Below are 19,447 nucleotides of genomic sequence, written 5' to 3' on the forward strand. Positions count from 1 at the left end.
TCATTCGGTATAGACGAAGCGCGTGGCGTCTTCGGAACGGGGTGCGGGGCTGTTCTTGGCGAATTCGATGCCTTCGGCGATCTCGCGTTCCACATCGGTGCGCAGGGCATCGATCTGGGACTGATCCATCACACCGTACTCCTGAAGCTCGGCCTCGAAACGGCCGATTGGATCGCGAGAGATCCAGTCTTCGATCTCTTCCTTGGTGCGGTATCGGTTGCGGTCGCTTTTGGAATGGCCGCGATGCCGATAGGTCAGGTTCTCCACCAGGCTCGGTCCCTCACCGGCGCGGGCGCGGGCCACTGCGGTATCGACCGCCTCGGCCACGTCGGAAAGCGAGTTGCCATCGACCGTCACGCCCGGCATGGAATAGGCCGCCGCCCGCTCGGCGATATGCTTCACCGCTGTCGAGCGCTCGGTCGAGACCGACATGCCGTATTTGTTGTTTTCGCAGACAAAGACGACGGGCAGCTTCCAGATGGCAGCCATGTTCAGCGCCTCGTGAAAGGCGCCTTCGTTGTTGGCTCCGTCGCCGAAGAAGCAGATCACGACGTCGTTGCGCTTCTGCATCTTCATGGAGAGGGCAGCGCCTACCGCGATCGGAATACCGCCACCGACGATTCCGTTCGCGCCAAGGTTTCCCTTGCCTACATCAGCAATATGCATCGAGCCGCCGCGACCCTTGCAATAGCCAGTCTCCTTGCCGAAGAACTCGGCGAACATCCGGCCTACCTCGGCGCCTTTGGCGATACAATGACCATGGCCGCGATGGGTCGAGGTGATCTGGTCGGTGTCGCCGAGGCCGAGGCAGGATCCGACGGCGCTGGCCTCTTGGCCGATGGACAGGTGCATCGTGCCGTGGATCAGGCCGCGCGTATAACTCTCCTCGGCGCCCTCCTCGAAGCGGCGGATCAGATACATCTGGCGCAGGGCATCGCGCAGAACTTCGGGCGCATAGCTGCGAAAGGCATAGGGACGGTTGTCCCCGGAGGACGCAGAATCGGCCACTTTGGCGCTCGTTCTGGACATAAAAGCGAATCCTTTTGCGGGAATTAGGTCATCTGCGATGGCCGGAAAGCTCCGGCCATCGGACAGTCACGAACCGCGGAAAGGCCTGGGGTCAGGCGTCGGCGAAACGGCTATCGGCCTGATCCATGCGCTGACGGATCTTGGTCACGATGAAATCGTCACAGGGCGTGCAGTTCTCATAGGTCAGGCGCTCGCCCGCCTTGATCGGGCGATTGACCACGGCACGTTCGGCCAGACCCAGCGGCATGGCTTTCTGATTGCGCGCATCCTTCCAGGTCATGGCAAAGCCGCGATAATCGTACTCGCCGATCTTGCCCAAGGTATCACCAGGGTTCAGGTCGCGCTTGGCCACGGCCACGCACTCTGCAACGGGATGATCGGCCGGCTCCATGTCGGGCTGGCCCTTGATGACCGCACGGATCGCCGACAGCGGTACTTCCAGCGAGGTCAGGTGATAGGGCCGGAAGATCGAGAAGCAGGGGCCGGGGCCTACCTTCAGATCGGCCATCCGCTCCAGCACGCGGGGATGCTTCGGCTTGACGATGCAGAACACGCCGGGCGCGACGCCCTTGCCGATGGAATAATCCACAACGCCGGATTTCGACAGGATGCCGCCATCCTCCTTGGTGCAGAGAACCTGGGCCAGTTCCTCGCGCGTGGCGGAGGGACCGTGCATGCCTGGCACGTCGGGGACAAGTCCGGTGGCATTGGCGACCGCGACCATCTCGATCATGGTCTTTGAGCCATCGACGAATTCGACCAGCATTCGGGCGTTCATGTTGCGCCGTTTTGCTTCCTCCTCGTATTGGTCGGGCATGGCGTCGAATTTCAGGGCGTTGTTTTTACCCTTTCCGGCGGCCACGATTTCGAACCCGAGCGATTGGGCAAAGCCCATGATCTCCAGCGTGCACGCGGGTTCGTCGCCCGCCGCGCCGGTGTAGACGACTCCCGCGCTTTTGGCTTCGGCAGCTAGGTGGCGGCCGATGGTGATGTCGGCTTCGACGTTCAGCATGACGACATGTTTGCCGTTCTTGAACGCCTCCAGGGCGATCAGCGTGCCGACATTGGGGTTGCCGGTCGCGTCGATGATGACCTGAACCCGACCCGAGGCGCACATCGCCTTGAAATCCTCGGTTAGGGCGACCTTGCCGCTTTCGATGGCTCGATCAATGTCCTGCGCGGTATTGGTAGCCGCGATGTCGCCCTGATTCCAACCTGCGAGAACAAGAGCGTCACGCGCGGCATCAAGGTTCACCTCCGACAGCGCGCCGAGGCGCACTCCGGGCATAAGCCCGATTTGGACAACCATGTCCGTGCCCATCTGCCCGGCTCCGGCCAGTCCGACCACAACTTCGCCGTGTTTTTCGGCATATGCAAGCAGCTCGGCCGCCAAGCCGACATTCGCGATCTGCACTTTGAGACTCCTCCAGTTTGCTCCCTTTTCAAGTCACCCTACTGCACATGTGTGAGCTTGTAAAGACAACTGTTCAATCGGAGATGAGGATGCTATAGGAGGTGTCGCGCCCGGAGTTCGGGCTGTGCCCGCTGCATCTTGAATGTCGGAAAGCCGGTGGGAGCCAATGACGGAGAGGAGATAAATACAAAGATGACCGCCATCATTTTCGACTGCGACGGAGTTCTGGTGAACACCGAAATCCTTAGCGCCAGAGCCTATCGCAACGTCTATGCGCGCCATGGCCTGACTGTCGATCCCGAGGCGTTCCAGAAGGTGCTGGGACTGAAACAGGGCGATATCCTCAAGACCCTTCGTGGTAGCGAAGGCGGGCTGCTTCCCGCCGAGGCGGAGTCTGAGCTGACAACTGAAATTCTTGACCTTATCCGCGCTCACGTCGAGGCGACGCCGGGAATCGCTGATGTTTTGCGGGGGCTGCAATTGCCGTTCTGCGTCGCTTCGTCATCAGACGTGGCGCGCATCCGCCTTTCGCTGGAGACAGCTGGGTTGTTGCCTCGGTTCGAAGGGCGGGTCTTCTCATCAAGCATGGTCAAGAATGGAAAGCCCGCGCCAGACCTGTTTTTGTTTGCCGCAGAGAGTCTCGGCGTACCGCCTGCGGAATGCATCGTATTCGAGGATTCGGTTGCGGGGATTGTTGCTGCGCAGGCGGCGGGTATGTATCCCGTTGGCTATCTCGGTGGAGGTCACCTCCCTCCCTCGCATGCTGAACTGCTGCGCGCGGCAGGCGCGCGTGCGCTTATCGAGCACTGGGACGAGGCGCTGCCTGTTATCTCCGCATCGACTTAGTCTGTCTGCAGATCACGGTGAAGGCGAGTCCTGAACACGTCAGGCATCATCCAGTTCGGTTCATGACCCATCAGCAGTTGCAGGAAGCCCGCAGCGAAACTGGAATCCTGCGCGACATTCTCACGGTATGACCACCAATGCCGCAGGTCATGGAATGCATCGCCGACTTCCGGGTGCTGATGGAATTCCTGTTCGACGGCGGCGGTCAGGACTTTTATGCAGAACATTGTGCAGACATAACCTTCCGGCCAAAAGGCTGCGGCAGTGTCTGCTGGAGCCAGGCGCGGAGCCGAACGTGCCGTCAGGGGCATGGTTCGGTTCAACTCGCGAAGCATCAATGCCGCCGCAAATTCAAAGTAGTCCTTACGCTCTTCGCTGCTTTTGGGCTTTTGTTTCTTGATCGCGCGCAGCCAACGCACGAAGACGCCGGTCAGGATCGTCTGGTCCACAGCAAAGTCGCAGCCAATTTCCTCTCCAACAAGCTGGGCATATTGGGCGAACGCTTTTCGAAACCAATGCAGGCGCCGAACGGCGATTCGAAGCGGCTCATTGGTCAACGGCAAGGCATTTGTGGTATTAGACATGGTTGATGAACTCGGCATAGAGTTTCCCCAGACGCTCCTTGTCGCGGGCCGCGCTGGCGGAAAGTACGTCGTCCCGGAGAACCTTCGCCAGATCGACGGAAGCTTCGAGCGATGCGAGCTCTTCCACATCAGCCCTATCGGACTGCAGCCACAACAGCACCGCAAAGACAGCAAGCGCCTCGGCGTCCTCGGCTCCGTGGATCGCATGCAGGTCGAGAAGCTGCACCGTAAGCTCGGCGGCCACCACCGGCTCCGGCAGGTTGCCGATCGTCGGAGCAATGCGACGATAGGCTAAGCGCGCTGCCGATTCGACTATGAGCGCCTCGCCAAAGTTGAGTTGCCTCAACGCCGCCTTCAGGGCCGTGTAGCAAGCGGCGGCGAATCGCTCGGGGCTGTTGCTGTCAGAGATGATCTCCGGCATCGCAGGTATGGGGCCGGCCTCCGATCCCAAGAGACGTTTTGCGACATTTGACACAACCTGATCTGCACCTTTGGCCAGTTCTCCGCCTTGACGCAGGACAGCTCCCGCAATTCTCCCAGCAGGCTCCGGAAGCGTTGCCACGGGGATTTCTGAGAGCGTTTCCCCGCCACGACGCAAGGCGTAACGTAGCCCTCTCAGGGCGTCGCGTAGGCTGATGATGTCGGGTGCGATTGGGGGGGTGGGTGCCACGGGAAGCCCTCCTTTCTCGGCTTACAGATAATCATTCGTGCAGTTCAGAGAAGGTCGGTGCGAAGAATGTTGAACTGCTCAACCGCCGCGGGGCGCGGGGGATTGATTTACGTCTTCGTACACGTGTTATAGATTGACGGGGAAAGTTCAAGGACCGAGTGGAGGAGCGCGGGCTGTCGGACCTGTCTTGCCATGGGAAAGGCCAGCAGACAGCCAGATTCCCGCTACCCTCGCCATCAAGGAGAAGCTATGTCTGCAGCGTCACACCTCATTGCACCCCAGAACGAAGCGGACATGCTGCGAGCTCGCGCAGTATGGCTTTACTACGGCGATGGACGAACTCAGAGCGAAATCGCCAAGCAGCTCGGCATCAACCGGATCATGGTCGTTCGTCTGCTCGCGGAGGCTCGCCGTCGCAACGAAGTGCGTATCACCATCTCGTCCGCTCTCAGCGAGCTTGCTCAGCTTGAGTTGGATCTCGAGAAACGCTTTGGGATCTCGCGTGTGATCCTGGCGCCAAGTTCGGATCCCGAGGGGGATCCCATCCCCGTGATCGCAGCGGCGGCCGGTGCGTATCTCTCGAACGAGATCAGATCCGGCATGACGATCGGTGTAGGTTGGGGGCGTACTCTTTATGCTTCGCTTCCCTTCATCTCTGCATCTGCGCTGGAAAATCTCAAGATCATTTCCCTATTGGGCGGAATTGCCGCTGCGAGGCGTTACAACCCGGCAGAGTTCGCCTGGCGTTTCGCCGAACTTTTCCAGGCAGAAGGCTATCTGATACCTGCGCCGGCTGTCGTTGACAGCGCCGACACCAAGCATGCGTTGCTCGAACGCTGCGGTCTCGCGGCCATATTCGAGATGGCGGATAAGATGGATATGGCATTGGTATCTGTCGGAGATATCGACTCCCTCACGACCAGTTATCGGACCGGCTATCTTTCTGAAGCTGACCGTCGCTCACTCGTTGAGGCGGGTGCGGTGGGAGACGTCCTTTACAATTTTATAGATGCTCAAGGACGCGTACTGGATCATCAGGTAAATAAACGTATCATTGCCACAGATGTGGCCCAGATTCTCAAAACACCGAGCAGGATATTGATTTCAGGAGGCAAGGAAAAAGTTGCCGCAGTGCGCGCTGCGGTACATTGCCTTGCTCCCACGGTGCTTATCACCGATGAACAAACCGGGTTAGCACTGATGAATGGAACTTCCGGCTCCGGGGATGGTTCGAGAGTTTCAAATCCGAAGAACGGTTTAGTTCCTGAAGGAGGTTCTGATTAATAAGCTGCACTCACCAGATTCGGCATGCTAGTCCGTCATGTCCGATGATTATTCGTGCGGCTCATGCTTTTTCGTTGGAAGATCCAATGAAGATGGGCGAGCCTAGGCCGTGTTGACAAAAGGGGTTCTCTTGAGCTGCGCCCTGTGATTCAAACTCATCTCCACGTGGGAGGTGAGCTTGGCGCGCAATTTGATATCCGACGACGAGTGGGCCTTCTTCGAGGGCTTCATTCGCGCCGTCAGACGCCCGAATGGGCGGAAGCCTGCGGATCATCGTATTGTTCTGGATGGTATTTTCTGGATCGCAAGGACTGGTGCGCCATGGCGTGACCTGCCCGAAGAGTTCGGAAAGTGGTCGTCTGTCTACCGCCAGTTCCGCCGCTGGACCCTTGCGGGGCTGTGGGAGGATATCCTGGATGCGTTGAACCACGCGGGTATTGCGCCGGACAAGCTGCAGATGGTCGACAGTACTGTGATCCGCGCCCATCATCATGCGGCGGGCGCAAAAGGGGGACTCCAAAAGAGGCTCTTGGCCGTTCGAGAGGTGGGTTCTCGACCAAGATCCACCTCCGCGTTAACGGCGCAGGTCTCCCGATGAGGACCGAGATCACGCCGGGGCAGGATTCCGACTACACCGGCTATGATCTGGTGATGGCCGACAATCTGCCGCAGCCAGCCGTTCTGGTCGCGGACAGGGGCTATGACTCTGACAAAATTCGAGAAGACATCGAGAGCCGCAATGCTCTGCCGATGATACCGATGCGAAAGAACCGCAAGGTGCGCAAGGCTGTAGACCTGACGATCTACACGCTGCGCAACATGGTCGAGCGTTGCTTCAACAAGCTGAAGAACAGCCGTCGGCTTGCAACCCGCTACGACAAAACCGCCGAAAGCTTTCTCGGCTTCATCGACGTCGCCTGCATCAGGCTATGGATCCGCCATTTGTCAACATGACCTAAGCTTCCGGAGGGTGCGCCGGATATGAATAATCTCAAAGTTATTGACTACGATTTCATCAAATACGGCGATGCGGAAACTCGAGCAAGTATTCTGAAGCGCTGGGAGACAGAAATCGGGGCAAACTGATCTGCCCAGATTTTTGGTTAATACCGATCCAGGCTGCTGGGTCGGTATTTTATTTTGCCGTCATAATGCATCAATTGGCTCGTATACTTGTCGAGCCTCGCGCGACTCTCCTTGAACGGACGGCCCTCATGGAATCCCTTCTCACCCGCAGGTGATCGAGCACGACTCTTCCTGACGATGCGCATCATTTCTATCGAGCCAGTCCGTTGAAAACGGGCTGCGGAAATTGAGCGACCCGCAGCCGGAGACTGCGGGCCGCGATCTCTCCGGGAGGCAGAGAGATCAGAGTTCGGTCACGCAGCGCTTTGCGCGCGGGATAGCAGCCGAACTCATCGAGAGTTCCGTCACACCGTTTTCCACAAAGAAGGAGATCAGGTCCGGTCGAGCGGCCGCCTCACCGCAGACACCGATCCAGATGCCCGCTTCGCGCGCGGCTTTGCACGCGGCTGCAATAGCGGCAAGAACTGCCGGATGCTCGGTCCTGTTCAGGTTTGCGACTTTCGGGTTTAGCCTGTCTGCCGCCATCACATACTGCGTCAGGTCGTTGGTGCCGACCGAAAAGAAATCGACCTTCTGGGCGAGGTCGCCGGCCAGGAAGACCGCGGCAGGGGTTTCGATCATCACGCCCAGTTCGAAGGTTCCGCAAGGAATGCCTTCTCGCTCCAACTCGTCCTGGCATTGGGCGAACAGGTCGCGGACGGCCTCTACCTCACTACCGTCGGCGATCATCGGCAGCAGCACCTTGACATTACCCACAACCGAGGCCCGAAGCAGCGCGCGAAGTTGTGGCTTGAAGACATCCGTCCGTTCAAGGCACATACGCACGCCCCGCCACCCCAGGAACGGATTGTCTTCATGCTCGAAATCCACTCCGGCGATCGGCTTGTCGCCGCCGATATCAAGCGTACGGATGACAACCGGATAGGGTGCGAAAGCTTCGGCAAGCTTGCGATAGGTTTCAGCCTGTTCGTCCTCGGTCGGCAGGGTCTTGCGTTCCATGAACAGGAACTCAGTCCTGAAAAGGCCCACGCCCATGGCCCCCGCTTCGAGCGCAGCTGGAATCTCGGCCAGCGTGCCGAGATTTGCGGCCACCTCGACCTTCCTGCCGTCCGAAGTGACCGGCTCGATGGTGCGATACGCTTCAAGCGCCTTGCGGTCCGCTGTTTCGCGTTCAATCGCCTGGGTAAGCGACATTCGGGTCTCTGTGTCGGGATCGACGAAAACCTGGCCGGTCGTCCCGTCCAGACCGATGATTTGCGCGGATTTCAAGTGCTCCTCATCGACCGCAGCGCCCAGTACGGCCGGAATGCCGTAGGCACGTGCCATGATCGCAACATGCGAGGTAGCGGCGCCCTTTCGGCAAACGATCCCCGCCACATCCGACAGTCGTGCCTTGGCCAGGTCCCAAGCGGTGACTTCGTCCGCGACGATGATCGAGCCGCAGCTCAATTCATCCAATGAAACGTCGCGTTGCCCTAGAAGGGCCAGAACGATCTGGCGCGTTACGCTGCGCATGTCTTCGGCGCGGGCGCGGATATAGGGGTCTTCCATCGCCTCGAAGCTTTCCGTCAGGCGGGTTCCCACGGCCATGGCGGCGCTGGCGGCATCCTGGCGGGTGCGGATCGCCGCTCCGACCTCATCGGAGAAATCGGTGTCATGGGCCAAGTCGATCAGCGCGTCGATGATGCCGACGGCATCGGCGCTGATTTCGGGGCGTTCCTTGTTCCGGGCAAAGGCCGAAGTCACGGAGTCGACTGCTTCGGCAAAGCGCGCCACCTCGGCGTCGGTATCTTCGACCCGATGCGGCTCGATCTTCAGGACAGGCGGAAAGAAGGCGAAGACCGGCCCAATGGCGGTCCCCTCGCTGGCCGCGATCCCCCAGCCGGCGCGCTTGGCGCGGCCGGCCTGGGGCGCCGGATCGGAGGGACTGGCGGGTTCGTCGGATTTCTTCAGCGCCACGTCGCCGGCGGTCGGGGTCTGGAGGAAAGTCGCCAATGCCGAAAGCGCCTCGGTCTCGTCTTCACCCTCGACCCGCAACGTGGCCTCGTCGTTTTCCTTGATGCCCAGCAGCATAAGCTTGACCGCGGATTTCGCGCTGGCGGTCTGGGCATTGCAGGTGATCTGGATGTCCGAGGAGAAGCTCTTTGCCAGCTTGACGAATTGGGTGGCGGGACGGGCGTGCAGCCCGTCATGCACCCTGACGAGGAAACTCCGTTCAATCATGGGTTGTCCTTTCGAAACGCGAGGCGGCACATGGCCGGATCAGGAACGGATGGTGATCTCGCTGCCCGCCGCGATCGCGGCGATGAGAGCAGCGGACTCGACGCTGCTGGCGCAGATTTCTCCGGGGCGTTCCGGCGTGTCGCTGTCGTTGAAATTAATGACAACATGGCCGATGTCGCGGATCTTGTTCCAGGCCAGTTCGCCGATACCGGTCAGGATGGCCGAGACATCCCCGACGAGGATCTCGGCGCCGGGGGCGGGGGCCTCGGCATCGGGCCCTTCGGCGACGCGATGCAGGACGGAGACCTCGGCAAGCTCATCCGGCGCGCCTTCCGCGAAGAGGATCAGGACGCCTCCTTCAACCAGATCGGCCACATCCGGACCGACGACGGTGATGATAGTGCGCAAATGGGTTTTCATCTTTGTCATTCCCTGGGATTGTTTGCGAGAGGTGCTGGGACGGCGGATCGCCCCGGCACGGGTCACAGCGCGAAGCTGGCAACCCATGCGATCAGGACCGAAACCGGACCCATTATCTGACGGCTCAGAAGGACTGCGGGCACGCCGATCTCAATGGTCTTGGGCTTTGCCTCTCCCAAGGCCAATCCGACCGGCACGAAGTCGCAACCCACTTGGCTGTCATAGGCAAACAGCGCGGGCAGGGCCATGGCCGGAGAGATTGTGCCATTGGCGATCTGTGGTCCTATGATTGCCATGCCGATGACTTGGGCGATGACCGCGCCCGGTCCAAGGATGGGCGACAGGAAGGGCAGCGAGCAGATCGTCGACAGGACCACGAGGCCCACAATATTGTTGGCAAGCGGTCCCATCGGAGCCGCCAGCAGATCGCCGATCCCGGTGTAGAGGATGAAGCCGATCAGCATGGTCACGAAGGCCATGAAGGGCAGCACGTTGCGAATGACCTGATCAATGGTCCGGCGTCCGGCATTGAAGAAGACGTTGACGACCCGCCCCATCACGCGCCCGACCGAGGTGATCGCATGGATAAAGCCACTCTGCGGGGCATCATCGTCGAGCGTCGCCCCGGCCGATGGGGCTGCGGCGGCGGAGGGGATGGCGGCCGTGGATGCGGCGGGTGCCGCTTCGCTGCCATCCGCCAGGGTGATGCCCTCGGCCTTCACGTCCGAAACATAGATATCCTCGGTGATGAACTGCGCCAAGGGGCCTGACTGGCCGACGGGGGTCAGGTTGATCGTCGGGATGCGCTTGCGCGGATAGACGCCGCAGCGCGCGGTTCCTCCGCAGTCGATCACCACGGCCGCGATCTCGCCCTCGGGCGGAGGCGAACGGAAGCCGTCCACCGCCGTGCCGCCGGTCATTTCGGCAATGCGCTTGGCGATGGCGGGGATGCCGCCGCCGGTGACCGCGACGATCTTGTCGCGCTGCGGGGTCAGTTGAAGGACCAGGGGACCGCCCCAGCCGCCGGGGCCGCGTTCGATGCGGACTGCCTTGAATTTATTGCTCATGATAGTTCTCCCGCACCGTTGTCAAAGCTCAATCTTCTGGCGCGAAGCCATGAGACGGGTGACGTATTCGGTCATCATGCCGCGCAGCAGGATGACGACGATGCCGACGCCGAAATAGAACATTGCCAGACGGATGTGATAGTTCGGCGGCACCGCGCCACTGGCTTCGAGCTGTTGCAGCGCGACCAGGACGCCGCCCCAGACGAAGTATTCGCCGGGGTTGGCATGCGGGAAAAGGCCCAGGATAGGGTGGCAGAAGGACACGGCGGAATCGTAGAAGGCTGGCTTGTGCTTTTCTTCGAGGAAGGTTCCGAAGGTATAGGCCATCGGGTTGGTCAGGAAGAACATGGCAAGGACGGGCAACACGGTGTAGCGCGTCAGGGCCACTCGGCCGGCGAAGCGGGCGAATCCGTGAACACGTTGCTCGCCCACCATCTCGGTTAGTGCATAGAAGGCGGTCATCAACACGATCAGCGTCGGGATGATCCCGGTGACGAAGCCGGCGAAGGTCTCGCCACCCTTCTGGAAGACGCCGATGAAATGCTTGCCGATGCTGGTCAGCCAGGTAAGCTGTTCCTCCTGCGTCAGGCTTTCCACCTGCTCGGCGTAGCTGCTTGCATCCGTGGCGGTGGTTGCAGCCTGGGCGAAGCGCACAAGCTCGGCGGTCGCATCGGCGGCATCAGCATGAAGCAGGTGATACGCGTCGATGCTTGACGGGTCCGCATATGACCCTATGAATGCGAGGTAATGCGGCGCCATGTCCGTCGCATGGACGGCCAGTTCTGATATGGACACTCTGTCCTCCCCTTGAGGTGGTGTTGGAACTATCGAAAAGCAGGGTCGCAGATCAGATCCGCACTGGTTGCAGGGCGTGCTCCGAGGACTGCTTGATTTTTTCCAGTTGCTGGATTGCCTGATTCAGAGCGCTGCCTCGCCCTTTCTGCGTCTCGACTTGCTCAAGCTCGGCCTTGAGCTGAGCAAGATCCTTGCCTTCGTGTTCGAGAAGGGGGTGGAACTTGGCAAGCACGCTGCGCCCTTCCATCACTAAGACCTTGCGAATGACGGCTGCCGAGTCGACGACGACGATCGCGATGACGCCTTTGCCAAGCCGGCTTCGTGCATTGCCCGCACCCAGGTGCCCGTCGGACCACTTGTCGGTGATCGCCGACATGACACTGCGGAAATGCCGCATCTGCATCCAGGTGCCGAAGCACTGAAGCAACCAGACAACGCCCAGCAGAAAAAGGGCAATCTTCCAGATTTCCATCCCGTCGTCTCCTCCCGACAGCAATCAGCAAAGTCGGCTCGCCTCCACGAGCTTTCGCCATATGAACAGATGTAAAGTAAAATGTCAATATGTTCTGACTTGGCCGTGTTGACTAAGGCTACGGTCAGGACTCACAACCAATAGATTACGGTAGCAGCCAGCGCGCAGGCTGAGAGAAACAGGATGGGGCAGCGATCGTAGCGCGTGGCGATCCGCCGCCAATCCTTGAGGCGGGCGAACATGTTCTCGATCCTGTGGCGCTGGCGGTAGAGGTCCGCGTCGTACGGGATCGGGACCTTCCGTCCGATGCGTGATGGTATGCAGGGCGAAATGCCCATCTCGATCAGTGCGTTGCGGAACCAGCCGGCATCATAGCCCCGGTCGGCAAGTAGTGCCCCGGCCCGAGGGATGGAGGACAGGAGCGCCCGCGCCCCGATACAGTCCGAGGTCTGGCCGGCCGACAGGAACATGCGGATCGGGCGGCCCTTCGCGTCGGCCAGGACGTGCAACTTTGAGTTCAACCCACCCTTGGTCCTGCCGATCAGTCGCCCGCGCCCCCTTTTGAACCGCAAGGTGAGAATGGCGGTGCGAAATTAGTCCACGTTAGCGGCGGCATGGTGCTGCTGCGGGCGGCGTAAAAGTCGTCCACCTTTTCCCTTTCTGCGGCTGCAGGGAGGATGGGAGGATCTACAGCGTGGAACTCTATCTCAAGGTTCGTCAGGCCTGTGCTGCTGGTATGAGCCAGCGTCAGGCGGCGACGACATTCAACATATCGCGCGACACGGTCGCAAAGATGATGACGTTCTCGGTTCCTCCGGGCTACCGGCGGACGGCCGAGGTCAGGCGCCCGAAGCTCGATCCGTTCATCCCGATCATCGAGGGTTGGCTGGAGGCGGACCGGACCATGCCGCGCAAGCAGCGGCATACGGCGAAGCGTGTGTTTGACCGTCTGCGCGAAGAATGCGGTTTCACCGGCGGCTACACGATCATCAAGGATTATATCCGGGAACGTGAGCGGCGGGGCCAGGAGGTGTTCGTGCCGCTGGCGCATCCCCCAGGACACGCGCAGGCCGACTTCGGCGAGGCAATGGTTCGGATCGGAGGTGTCGAACAGAAGGCGCATTTCTTCGTGCTGGACTTGCCGCATAGCGACGCCTGCTACGTCCGTGCCTATCCGGCGGCGGTTGCCGAGGCCTGGGTGGACGGTCATGTCCATGCCTTTGCCTTTTTTGGGGCGGTTCCGCAGTCGATCGTCTACGACAATGACCGCTGCCTGGTGGCGAAGATCCTGCCGGATGGCACCCGCAAGCGGGCGGCGCTGTTCAGCGGGTTTCTGTCGCATTACCTGATCCGGGATCGCTATGGCCGCCCTGGCAAGGGGAACGACAAAGGCAATGTCGAAGGCCTGGTGGGCTATTGCCGCCGCAACTTCATGGTGCCGATGCCTGAGTTCGCCAGTTGGGAAGAATTCAACCTCTGGCTGGAGGAGCGCTGCAAGCGGCGTCAGCACGATGTCCTTCGCGGCGAGAGCGAAACGATCGGCGAGCGACTGCAGCGCGATCTCGCCGCGATGCGCCCGCTCCCGGCGGCGCCCTTTGATGCCTGCGATCAGGCGACCGGCCGCGTGTCGTCGCAATCGCTGGTGCGCTACAAGACCAACGATTACTCGGTGCCCGTCGCCTACGGCCATCAGGATGTCTGGATCCGGGGCTATATCCATGAGGTGGTGATCGGCTGCCGGGGCGAAGTGATCGCCCGCCATCCCCGGTGCTGGGATCGCGACGAGATCGTCTTCGACCCGCTCCATTACCTTCCGCTGATCGAGCAGAAGATCAATGCGTTGGATCAGGCGGCACCATTGCAGGACTGGGACCTGCCAGAGGAGTTCGCCACCCTGCGCCGGCTGATGGAGGCACGGATGAACCGGCACGGCCGACGCGAATATGTCCAGGTCCTGCGGCTTCTGGAAACCTTCGATCTGGCCGATCTGCATGCGGCCGTGAGGCAGGCGCTGCAGATGGGGGCGATCGGCTTCGATGCGGTGAAGCATCTCTTGTTGTGCCGGGTGGAGCGCCGGCCACCCCGGCTGGATCTGGACTGCTATCCCTACCTGCCCAGGGCAACGGTCGAGAAGACCGAGGCCCGCTCCTACATGCGGCTGCTGTCTGTCAATGCGGAGGGCGTGGCATGAGCGACGCCCCGGAAATCCTGCTTGCCCATCACCTCAAGGCGCTGAAACTGCCGACCTTCCTGCGAGAACACCAGAAACTGGCCCGGCAATGTGCGGCGGAAGGCGTGGACCATGTCCGATATCTCGCCCGGCTCGTCGAACTGGAACTGATCGACCGGGAACGGCGGATGGTCGAGCGGCGCATCAAGGCCGCCAGGTTCCCGGCCGTCAAAAGCCTGGACAGCTTCGACTTCACGGCCATCCCGAAGCTCAACAAGATGCAGGTGCTGGAACTGGCCCGGTGCGAATGGATCGAGCGGCGCGAGAACATTATTGCTCTCGGCCCCAGTGGCACGGGCAAGACGCACATCTCGCTCGGCCTTGGTCTGGCCGCCTGCCAGAAGGGCCTGTCCGTCGGCTTCACCACCGCCGCGGCCCTGGTCAGCGAGATGATGGAGGCCCGCGACGAGCGCCGCCTGCTGCGCTTCCAGAAGCAGATGGCAGGATACAAGCTGCTCATCATCGATGAACTCGGCTTCGTGCCGCTGTCGAAGACCGGCGCCGAGCTGCTGTTCGAACTGATCTCGCAACGCTACGAGCGCGGATCGACCCTGATCACCAGCAATCTGCCTTTTGACGAATGGACCGAGACATTCGGCTCCGAACGCCTCACCGGCGCGCTTCTCGACAGGCTGACCCACCACGTCAGCATTCTCGAAATGAATGGCCAGAGCTATCGTCTCGCCCAAAGCCGCGCCCGAAAGGCCGGCTGACCCCTTTCAAAAAATACCAACGGCACAAGCACGGAACTCTGGTCGGGCTACGCCCTCCCGACGTTCCGTGCTTGTGCCGCTAACTGGCAGACTTTTGCGCCGCCGCGTGGCCGGGTTTTACTCCGCCGTTGACACCGCAAGGCTCGATGCGGTCCGGTGCGCCTTGGCGTGGGTTGCGTCGATCATCACGATCCCGGTTTCCTGGGCCTGGGCTGCCAGTTCGGTCATGATCGCGGCGAACACGCTCATGCGGCTCCACCGCTTCCAGCGATTGTAGAGCCTTTCAGGGGTTTACGCGGCCCCACCGGGGCCACGGTCCCCTTCAAGTCGGCGGGCCATACTCCTTGGGTGCGTGCTTCCACATCAACCCATTGCGTTGAATGAAGATTATGCCGCTCAGCACACGCCGGTCATCGACCCTCGGCTTACCCCGGGACTTCGGAAAGAACGGCCGCAGCCGCTCCATCTGCTCGTTGGTCAGCCAGAAAAGTTCGTCCATGATCCCTTCCCAGGTCGGGAAGATGAATCATGACGCCCGCCTGCACTCAAGCAGATTTATGGGTCCTGACTGTAGCAGAGGAAAGGCTGATCTCATCAGCTTAAGTCCGCGCAGAGAGAACTATTGATTATATGACATTCCAATTGTTTGCATGAGCTGATGCCCCGTCCACGAGGAGTCGGACGGGGCAATGCGACGACACATCCCTGTGCCGTCAGCCGTTGAAGACGGCGCGCTTGTGGCCATCTTGCATGATGCGATCCAGAATCGCGGACACGGCCTGGCGCACTTCGTCGGTACTCATCCCACGAAGAGAAATCAGCGTGCGCCGTCGCAGCACGTCATCCACCGTCTGAACGCGCTCGGTCCGGCAGATGTGAGCGATTTCCTCGACGGAATATTCCGGACAGTCGGCGAGGGGCGTCTCCGGTCCGCTCAGATGATCCAAATATTCCCGCACTCGGCTGCCGTAGCGCGCGATCAATGCTTCGATTCTCTGCTTGGGCAGGCCAAACCGCTGCGCCAACTCTTGAGTAAGTTCTGCGCGCCCCGCTTCGCTTAGAGGGAAGTCACGTGCCCCGCCGATTGCCATGCCGGCCGTAGAAATGCGGCGCGACTGTCCAAGGAACTTCAGCGCTTCGTCCGTTGCCTGTGCTGAGAATGCCCTGAAAGTTGTCCATTTCCCGCCGATCAGGCAAAGAACAGGTGTGCTGCTGTTAGGCAGGTTCAGCCGGGCGATGGAATGGTCGCGCGTGACCAGCCCGATGTCCTCGGTACCATCGGCCCGCGGCAGGGGGCGGACCCCGCAAAATCGGTACATGACGTGCGAGGGCTTAACGATCAGGTTCGGGAATACTTCGCGGACGGCTTCGCGCAGATAGGTTTCTTCGGTCTCGCTGCATTCGGCCAGATCGGGATCGTCCTGGGCGATGTCGGTCGAGCCGACAAGGATCTTATCCGCGAACGGATAGATCAGATTCACCCGCCCATCGGCTGTGCCGAAATAGACCATGCAGCCGTCCAATTCGGCGAAAAGCTCCGGATGGTCGATGACCAGGTGCGAGCCCCGGCTGCCGCCCATCAGCCGGGTTTCGATCCCCAGGCGGTGATTGACCGCGTCTATCCAGGCCCCGCCCGCATTGATGATGACCTTCGCGCGGGAAAGGTGTTCGCCATCGCGGTCCCGCCAACGCAGAACTCCGCCGTCGCAGCCCAGAATCTCGGCATGCGTGACCGAGCGGCTGGATGGGTTCAGGGCTTCGCCGTCCAGTGCTAGTTCCAGCCCCAGACGTTCCGCATGCGTGATCTGGCCTTCGAAATAGACGCCGACGGCGATGATGTCCGGCCCCAGTTGCGGCATTTCGCGGTCGATGCCTCGGCGGCTCAGCATGCGATGAGCAGGCATCCTGCGCAGCTTTCGACCGTAAAGATCATAGAGAGCCAGGCCCAGCTTGGTGATCAGTGTGCCTCGATCCCTGATCGTCGCCTTTATACGCAGGAAGCGCGCCACTGAGCCGATCACGCCGCCGAAATGAGAGCGGACCGGCACAAGGCATTCCAGCGGCAGCACGAGATGGGCGGCGGTCGTCAGAAGCATGTTCCGTTCGTAAAGCGATTCCCGGACAAGCCGAAATTCGCCGGTCTCCAGGTATTTCAACCCGCCATGCATCAGTCGTGACGACGCTGCCGAAGCGCCCGCGCAATAGTCGTCGCGCTCTATCATCAGGCAGCGCACGCCCTGCGCGCAAAGATCGCGGAAGGTCCCGCAGCCGTTGATCCCGGCGCCCAATATGATGACGTCGTACTCTTCGACTGTTGCGCTGATTTCATGCATTGAGGACCGCCACCTTTATCGCGTCGCCGTTCTCTGCCGCATGGAAAGCGTCTACGCACTCGGCAAGGTTGAAGCGATGGCTTACCATCGACGCAACGTCGATGCGGCCATCCGCGATCAGATTCATCGAATCGCCATAGTCGCGTCGGGACAGGCCGAATGCGCCCGTAACGACCAACTCGTCATAGTGGATGGCGTTCACGTCAAGCGCGCTTTGCTCGCCCTTCGAGAAGCCGGCGAAGAGGCTGATCCGGCCTGCCTTGCGGGCAAGGCCGATCGCTTGGCTCGCCAGAGCGGGAATGCCGATGGCACAGATGACGACATCGGCGCCAAGGCCGCCGGTTTCCGCCAGGACTGCCTCGCGCAGGTCGCAGGCGTCTGGGTCGATTACGACATCAGCCCCCGCTTCGAGTGCGATCTGCCGGCGTGCAGGATTCGGCTCGCTAACCAGGATGCGTCCCGCGCCACGAAGGCGTGCCAGCTTGATATGCAGCGTGCCGATGGGTCCAGACCCCAGAATCGCGACCGTCTCGCCCAGGCCGAGGTTCACCTTGTTCTGTCCGTTCAGAACGCAGGCCAATGGCTCGATCAGCGCGGCCTCTTCGTAGCTGACATGTCGGGGCAGCGCGAAGGCATTGCCCATCTCAACCGCGCGGGCGGGGATTCTAATGTATTCCGCGAACCCGCCATCGATCTCGTACCCAATGGCCTGAAGGTTGGGGCAGAGGTTCTCGAGTCCGCGTTGGCAATAGATGCAACCGCCGCAGGGGATCGGTGGGCAGACGCTGACGCGCTGGCCAAGAGAGAAGCCGCCTGCAGCCACAACGACCTCGCCGGAGAACTCATGCCCGATGACCGATGGATAGCGGACTCCGGCCGTTTTCCTGCCGCGATAGATGCGAATGTCGGTGCCGCAGATCGTTGCCGCACGCATCTTGAGAATCAGGTCGCCGGGCTCTGCCTGCGGTTCGGGGATGTCTTCCACGGTCAACTGATCGGGAGCGTTGAGAATCGCGGCCTTCATGACGTGCCTCCAGAAGGAATGGTTTTGATCTAGATACACTGATCGCACAAAGCTTCTCAAGAAAATACTTTTGATCGGTCTAGCCGTAGAAATTTCCCTTTCTTCTCAGCGAGACTTCCGCAAGATCGTCGAACAAAAATGATGCTTGGAGATGAAAGAGCAACAAATATCTTGACTCAAGAACAAATGTTCTGGATCATTGCCGGCATCATAGGGGAGGGAAATGATGCGCCACGACTACGCATCTGCGGGGTTCTATACCTTTGACTGTCTCGGCTGGCCGTTCACGTCGGTTCCGGACGGAGGCGGCACGAACTTCATCTCGGAAATCACACTTGCGGTTTCCGGGGCGGCGGGAACGGCTGCCATCGCTGGCGCTAAGCTGGGTTTGAAGACCCTGGCCATTGGAGGATATGGCAGGGACATGATGGGCGACTGGGCGATCGGGCACCTGGAAAGCTTCGGCGTCGACACCTCCGGACTTCAGCGATTCGAAGCAGTTCCGACATCCAGTTCGATCGTGCTGACCCGCGACGACGGGTCGCGGCCCGCACTGCACGTCAAGGGCGCGACGGGCGCCTTCGTTATCGAGCCGCAGGACTTCGATCGGATGACCGATGCGCGGCTGTTCCACCTGGGCGGGGTCGGCCTGATGGACGCGATGGACGGTGAGCGCAATGCCGCGCTGATGAAGCATGCCCGCGCACGCGGATGCATCACCACGGTCGATGTATTTGCTGGCTCGCCCGACGACATGGCTGATGTCGCTGCCGTCCTGCCGTGGACAGACTATTTCATTCCCTCGGTCGAGGAAGCTCAAGCGCTGACGGGGCTTACCGATCTCGATGCCATGGCCGAGGTTTTCTTCGGCATGGGGTCGGGAGCGTGCGTCTTCACGCTAGGCGCCGAAGGGGCATGGTACCGGGACAAGACGGGCCAGCAATTCCACATACCTGCCTTCAACGTCGATGTCATTTGTACCTGCGGTTGCGGCGACGTGTTCAATGCGGGTTTCGCGGCTGGACTTCTGAACGGAATGAAGGCCGATGAGGCAGTCCGCCTTGCCCAGGCCAGTTCTGCGTTGAACGCGACCGGGCTCGGCAGTCAGGCGGGAATCGTTTCGTTGGATGCGACGCTCGCTTTCATGCGGAGTTGCGACGTCAGGGTCGCCTGAGCGCATTCGCAAAAGATCAAGGTCAGGTCGTTCCGCAACAAAACCGCGCGTCGGGTGATGGCGCATGCATAACAGGAGGATTC

At 60.7% G+C, this 19,447-nt stretch carries 16 protein-coding genes and 3 pseudogenes; 6 read left to right on the forward strand and 13 right to left on the reverse strand.

All coding sequences use genetic code 11. From position 1 onward, the window contains the following. Together E3U25_RS01965 and E3U25_RS01970 are read right to left on the reverse strand one after the other, a co-directional pair. Positions 1-1,029: a thiamine pyrophosphate-dependent dehydrogenase E1 component subunit alpha gene (locus E3U25_RS01965; RefSeq protein ID WP_116221355.1), complete on the reverse strand. Its 1,029-nt coding sequence runs from the start codon at positions 1,027-1,029 to the stop codon at positions 1-3. A gap of 91 nt (positions 1,030-1,120) precedes the next feature. Continuing rightward, the gene (locus E3U25_RS01970; RefSeq protein ID WP_208861543.1) at positions 1,121-2,443 is read right to left on the reverse strand and encodes an NAD(P)H-dependent oxidoreductase; all 1,323 of its coding nucleotides are present in this window, start codon (positions 2,441-2,443) and stop codon (positions 1,121-1,123) included. A 192-nt stretch (positions 2,444-2,635) separates the two neighbouring features. On the opposite strand from E3U25_RS01970, the gene E3U25_RS01975 reads away from it, so the two are divergent. Then, on the forward strand, positions 2,636-3,289 hold the full coding sequence (locus E3U25_RS01975) for an HAD family hydrolase (RefSeq protein ID WP_116221354.1): 654 nt from the start codon (positions 2,636-2,638) through the stop codon (positions 3,287-3,289). Here the strand turns inward: E3U25_RS01975 and E3U25_RS01980 are convergent. Continuing rightward, on the reverse strand, positions 3,286-3,873 hold the full coding sequence (locus tag E3U25_RS01980) for a hypothetical protein (RefSeq protein WP_116221353.1): 588 nt from the start codon (positions 3,871-3,873) through the stop codon (positions 3,286-3,288). The genes E3U25_RS01975 and E3U25_RS01980 overlap by 4 nt on opposite strands. Next, entirely contained in the window at positions 3,866-4,294 is a 429-nt protein-coding gene (locus tag E3U25_RS01985) for a hypothetical protein (RefSeq protein ID WP_116221352.1), read from the reverse strand. The genes E3U25_RS01980 and E3U25_RS01985 overlap by 8 nt, the downstream gene beginning before the upstream one ends. A 498-nt stretch (positions 4,295-4,792) precedes the next feature. Between E3U25_RS01985 and E3U25_RS01990 the strand changes: the two genes are divergently transcribed. Continuing rightward, entirely contained in the window at positions 4,793-5,827 is a 1,035-nt protein-coding gene (locus tag E3U25_RS01990) for a sugar-binding transcriptional regulator (RefSeq protein WP_116221351.1), read from the forward strand. 172 nt (positions 5,828-5,999) lie between these two features. Then, a pseudogene (locus E3U25_RS01995) lies at positions 6,000-6,781 on the forward strand (IS5 family transposase). A 414-nt stretch (positions 6,782-7,195) separates the two neighbouring features. Here the strand turns inward: E3U25_RS01995 and ptsP are convergent. The 6 genes and pseudogenes from ptsP to E3U25_RS02025 all read right to left on the reverse strand — a co-directional run. Continuing rightward, complete coding sequence (ptsP, locus tag E3U25_RS02000) at positions 7,196-9,136, reverse strand: phosphoenolpyruvate--protein phosphotransferase (protein WP_208861542.1); 1,941 nt, start codon at positions 9,134-9,136, stop codon at positions 7,196-7,198. Between the two features lie 39 nt (positions 9,137-9,175). Further along, positions 9,176-9,556, reverse strand: a complete 381-nt coding sequence (locus E3U25_RS02005; protein ID WP_116221730.1) for a PTS glucitol/sorbitol transporter subunit IIA — start codon at positions 9,554-9,556, stop codon at positions 9,176-9,178. Positions 9,557-9,618: 62 nt separating this feature from the next. Continuing rightward, on the reverse strand, positions 9,619-10,623 hold the full coding sequence (gene srlE, locus E3U25_RS02010; protein WP_116221350.1) for a PTS glucitol/sorbitol transporter subunit IIB: 1,005 nt from the start codon (positions 10,621-10,623) through the stop codon (positions 9,619-9,621). 21 nt (positions 10,624-10,644) lie between these two features. Beyond that, positions 10,645-11,382: a PTS glucitol/sorbitol transporter subunit IIC gene (srlA, locus tag E3U25_RS02015; RefSeq protein WP_116221349.1), complete on the reverse strand. Its 738-nt coding sequence runs from the start codon at positions 11,380-11,382 to the stop codon at positions 10,645-10,647. A gap of 88 nt (positions 11,383-11,470) precedes the next feature. Continuing rightward, on the reverse strand, positions 11,471-11,890 hold the full coding sequence (locus E3U25_RS02020; RefSeq protein ID WP_116221348.1) for a transcriptional regulator GutM: 420 nt from the start codon (positions 11,888-11,890) through the stop codon (positions 11,471-11,473). Positions 11,891-12,021: 131 nt separating this feature from the next. Further along, positions 12,022-12,465: pseudogene (locus E3U25_RS02025) on the reverse strand (IS5 family transposase); the annotation flags it as partial. A 119-nt stretch (positions 12,466-12,584) separates the two neighbouring features. Here E3U25_RS02025 and istA point away from each other — a divergent pair. Together istA and istB are read left to right on the forward strand one after the other, a co-directional pair. Continuing rightward, positions 12,585-14,081 carry an IS21-like element ISPve1 family transposase gene (istA, locus tag E3U25_RS02030; protein ID WP_116220988.1) on the forward strand — a complete coding sequence of 499 codons (1,497 nt, stop codon included), beginning with the start codon at positions 12,585-12,587 and terminating at the stop codon, positions 14,079-14,081. Next, the gene (istB, locus tag E3U25_RS02035; protein WP_116220987.1) at positions 14,078-14,833 is read left to right on the forward strand and encodes an IS21-like element ISPve1 family helper ATPase IstB; all 756 of its coding nucleotides are present in this window, start codon (positions 14,078-14,080) and stop codon (positions 14,831-14,833) included. Before istA ends, istB begins: the two co-directional genes overlap by 4 nt. Positions 14,834-14,965: 132 nt before the next feature. On the opposite strand, the pseudogene E3U25_RS02040 reads toward istB, so the two are convergent. From E3U25_RS02040 to E3U25_RS02050, 3 genes and pseudogenes are all read right to left on the reverse strand, one after another. After that, positions 14,966-15,332: pseudogene (locus tag E3U25_RS02040) on the reverse strand (transposase); the annotation flags it as partial. 214 nt (positions 15,333-15,546) lie between these two features. Beyond that, positions 15,547-17,166, reverse strand: a complete 1,620-nt coding sequence (locus E3U25_RS02045; RefSeq protein WP_116221346.1) for a glycerol-3-phosphate dehydrogenase/oxidase — start codon at positions 17,164-17,166, stop codon at positions 15,547-15,549. After that, on the reverse strand, positions 17,159-18,190 hold the full coding sequence (locus E3U25_RS02050; RefSeq protein WP_116221345.1) for a zinc-dependent dehydrogenase: 1,032 nt from the start codon (positions 18,188-18,190) through the stop codon (positions 17,159-17,161). Before E3U25_RS02050 ends, E3U25_RS02045 begins: the two co-directional genes overlap by 8 nt. Positions 18,191-18,413: 223 nt before the next feature. Between E3U25_RS02050 and E3U25_RS02055 the strand changes: the two genes are divergently transcribed. Continuing rightward, positions 18,414-19,364: a carbohydrate kinase family protein gene (locus E3U25_RS02055; protein WP_244295003.1), complete on the forward strand. Its 951-nt coding sequence runs from the start codon at positions 18,414-18,416 to the stop codon at positions 19,362-19,364. Positions 19,365-19,447: the final 83 nt, after the last annotated feature.

The sequence above is a fragment of the Paracoccus versutus genome (genome assembly GCF_029909795.1).
GTDB lineage: Bacteria > Pseudomonadota > Alphaproteobacteria > Rhodobacterales > Rhodobacteraceae > Paracoccus > Paracoccus versutus.

What these genes read in the sequence shown, in the direction of transcription:
- E3U25_RS01990 (WP_116221351.1), top strand. Translation starts at nt 4,793, where the DNA reads ATGTCTGCAGCGTCACACCTCATTGCACCCCAGAACGAAGCGGACATG.
- ptsP (WP_208861542.1), bottom strand. Translation starts at nt 9,136, where the DNA reads ATGATTGAACGGAGTTTCCTCGTCAGGGTGCATGACGGGCTGCACGCC.
- E3U25_RS02050 (WP_116221345.1), bottom strand. Translation starts at nt 18,190, where the DNA reads ATGAAGGCCGCGATTCTCAACGCTCCCGATCAGTTGACCGTGGAAGAC.
- E3U25_RS01980 (WP_116221353.1), bottom strand. Translation starts at nt 3,873, where the DNA reads ATGTCTAATACCACAAATGCCTTGCCGTTGACCAATGAGCCGCTTCGA.
- E3U25_RS02005 (WP_116221730.1), bottom strand. Translation starts at nt 9,556, where the DNA reads ATGAAAACCCATTTGCGCACTATCATCACCGTCGTCGGTCCGGATGTG.
- E3U25_RS01965 (WP_116221355.1), bottom strand. Translation starts at nt 1,029, where the DNA reads ATGTCCAGAACGAGCGCCAAAGTGGCCGATTCTGCGTCCTCCGGGGAC.
- E3U25_RS01975 (WP_116221354.1), top strand. Translation starts at nt 2,636, where the DNA reads ATGACCGCCATCATTTTCGACTGCGACGGAGTTCTGGTGAACACCGAA.
- E3U25_RS02045 (WP_116221346.1), bottom strand. Translation starts at nt 17,166, where the DNA reads ATGCATGAAATCAGCGCAACAGTCGAAGAGTACGACGTCATCATATTG.
- E3U25_RS02055 (WP_244295003.1), top strand. Translation starts at nt 18,414, where the DNA reads ATGATGCGCCACGACTACGCATCTGCGGGGTTCTATACCTTTGACTGT.
- srlE (WP_116221350.1), bottom strand. Translation starts at nt 10,623, where the DNA reads ATGAGCAATAAATTCAAGGCAGTCCGCATCGAACGCGGCCCCGGCGGC.
- srlA (WP_116221349.1), bottom strand. Translation starts at nt 11,382, where the DNA reads ATGGCGCCGCATTACCTCGCATTCATAGGGTCATATGCGGACCCGTCA.
- E3U25_RS02020 (WP_116221348.1), bottom strand. Translation starts at nt 11,890, where the DNA reads ATGGAAATCTGGAAGATTGCCCTTTTTCTGCTGGGCGTTGTCTGGTTG.
- istB (WP_116220987.1), top strand. Translation starts at nt 14,078, where the DNA reads ATGAGCGACGCCCCGGAAATCCTGCTTGCCCATCACCTCAAGGCGCTG.
- E3U25_RS01985 (WP_116221352.1), bottom strand. Translation starts at nt 4,294, where the DNA reads ATGCCGGAGATCATCTCTGACAGCAACAGCCCCGAGCGATTCGCCGCC.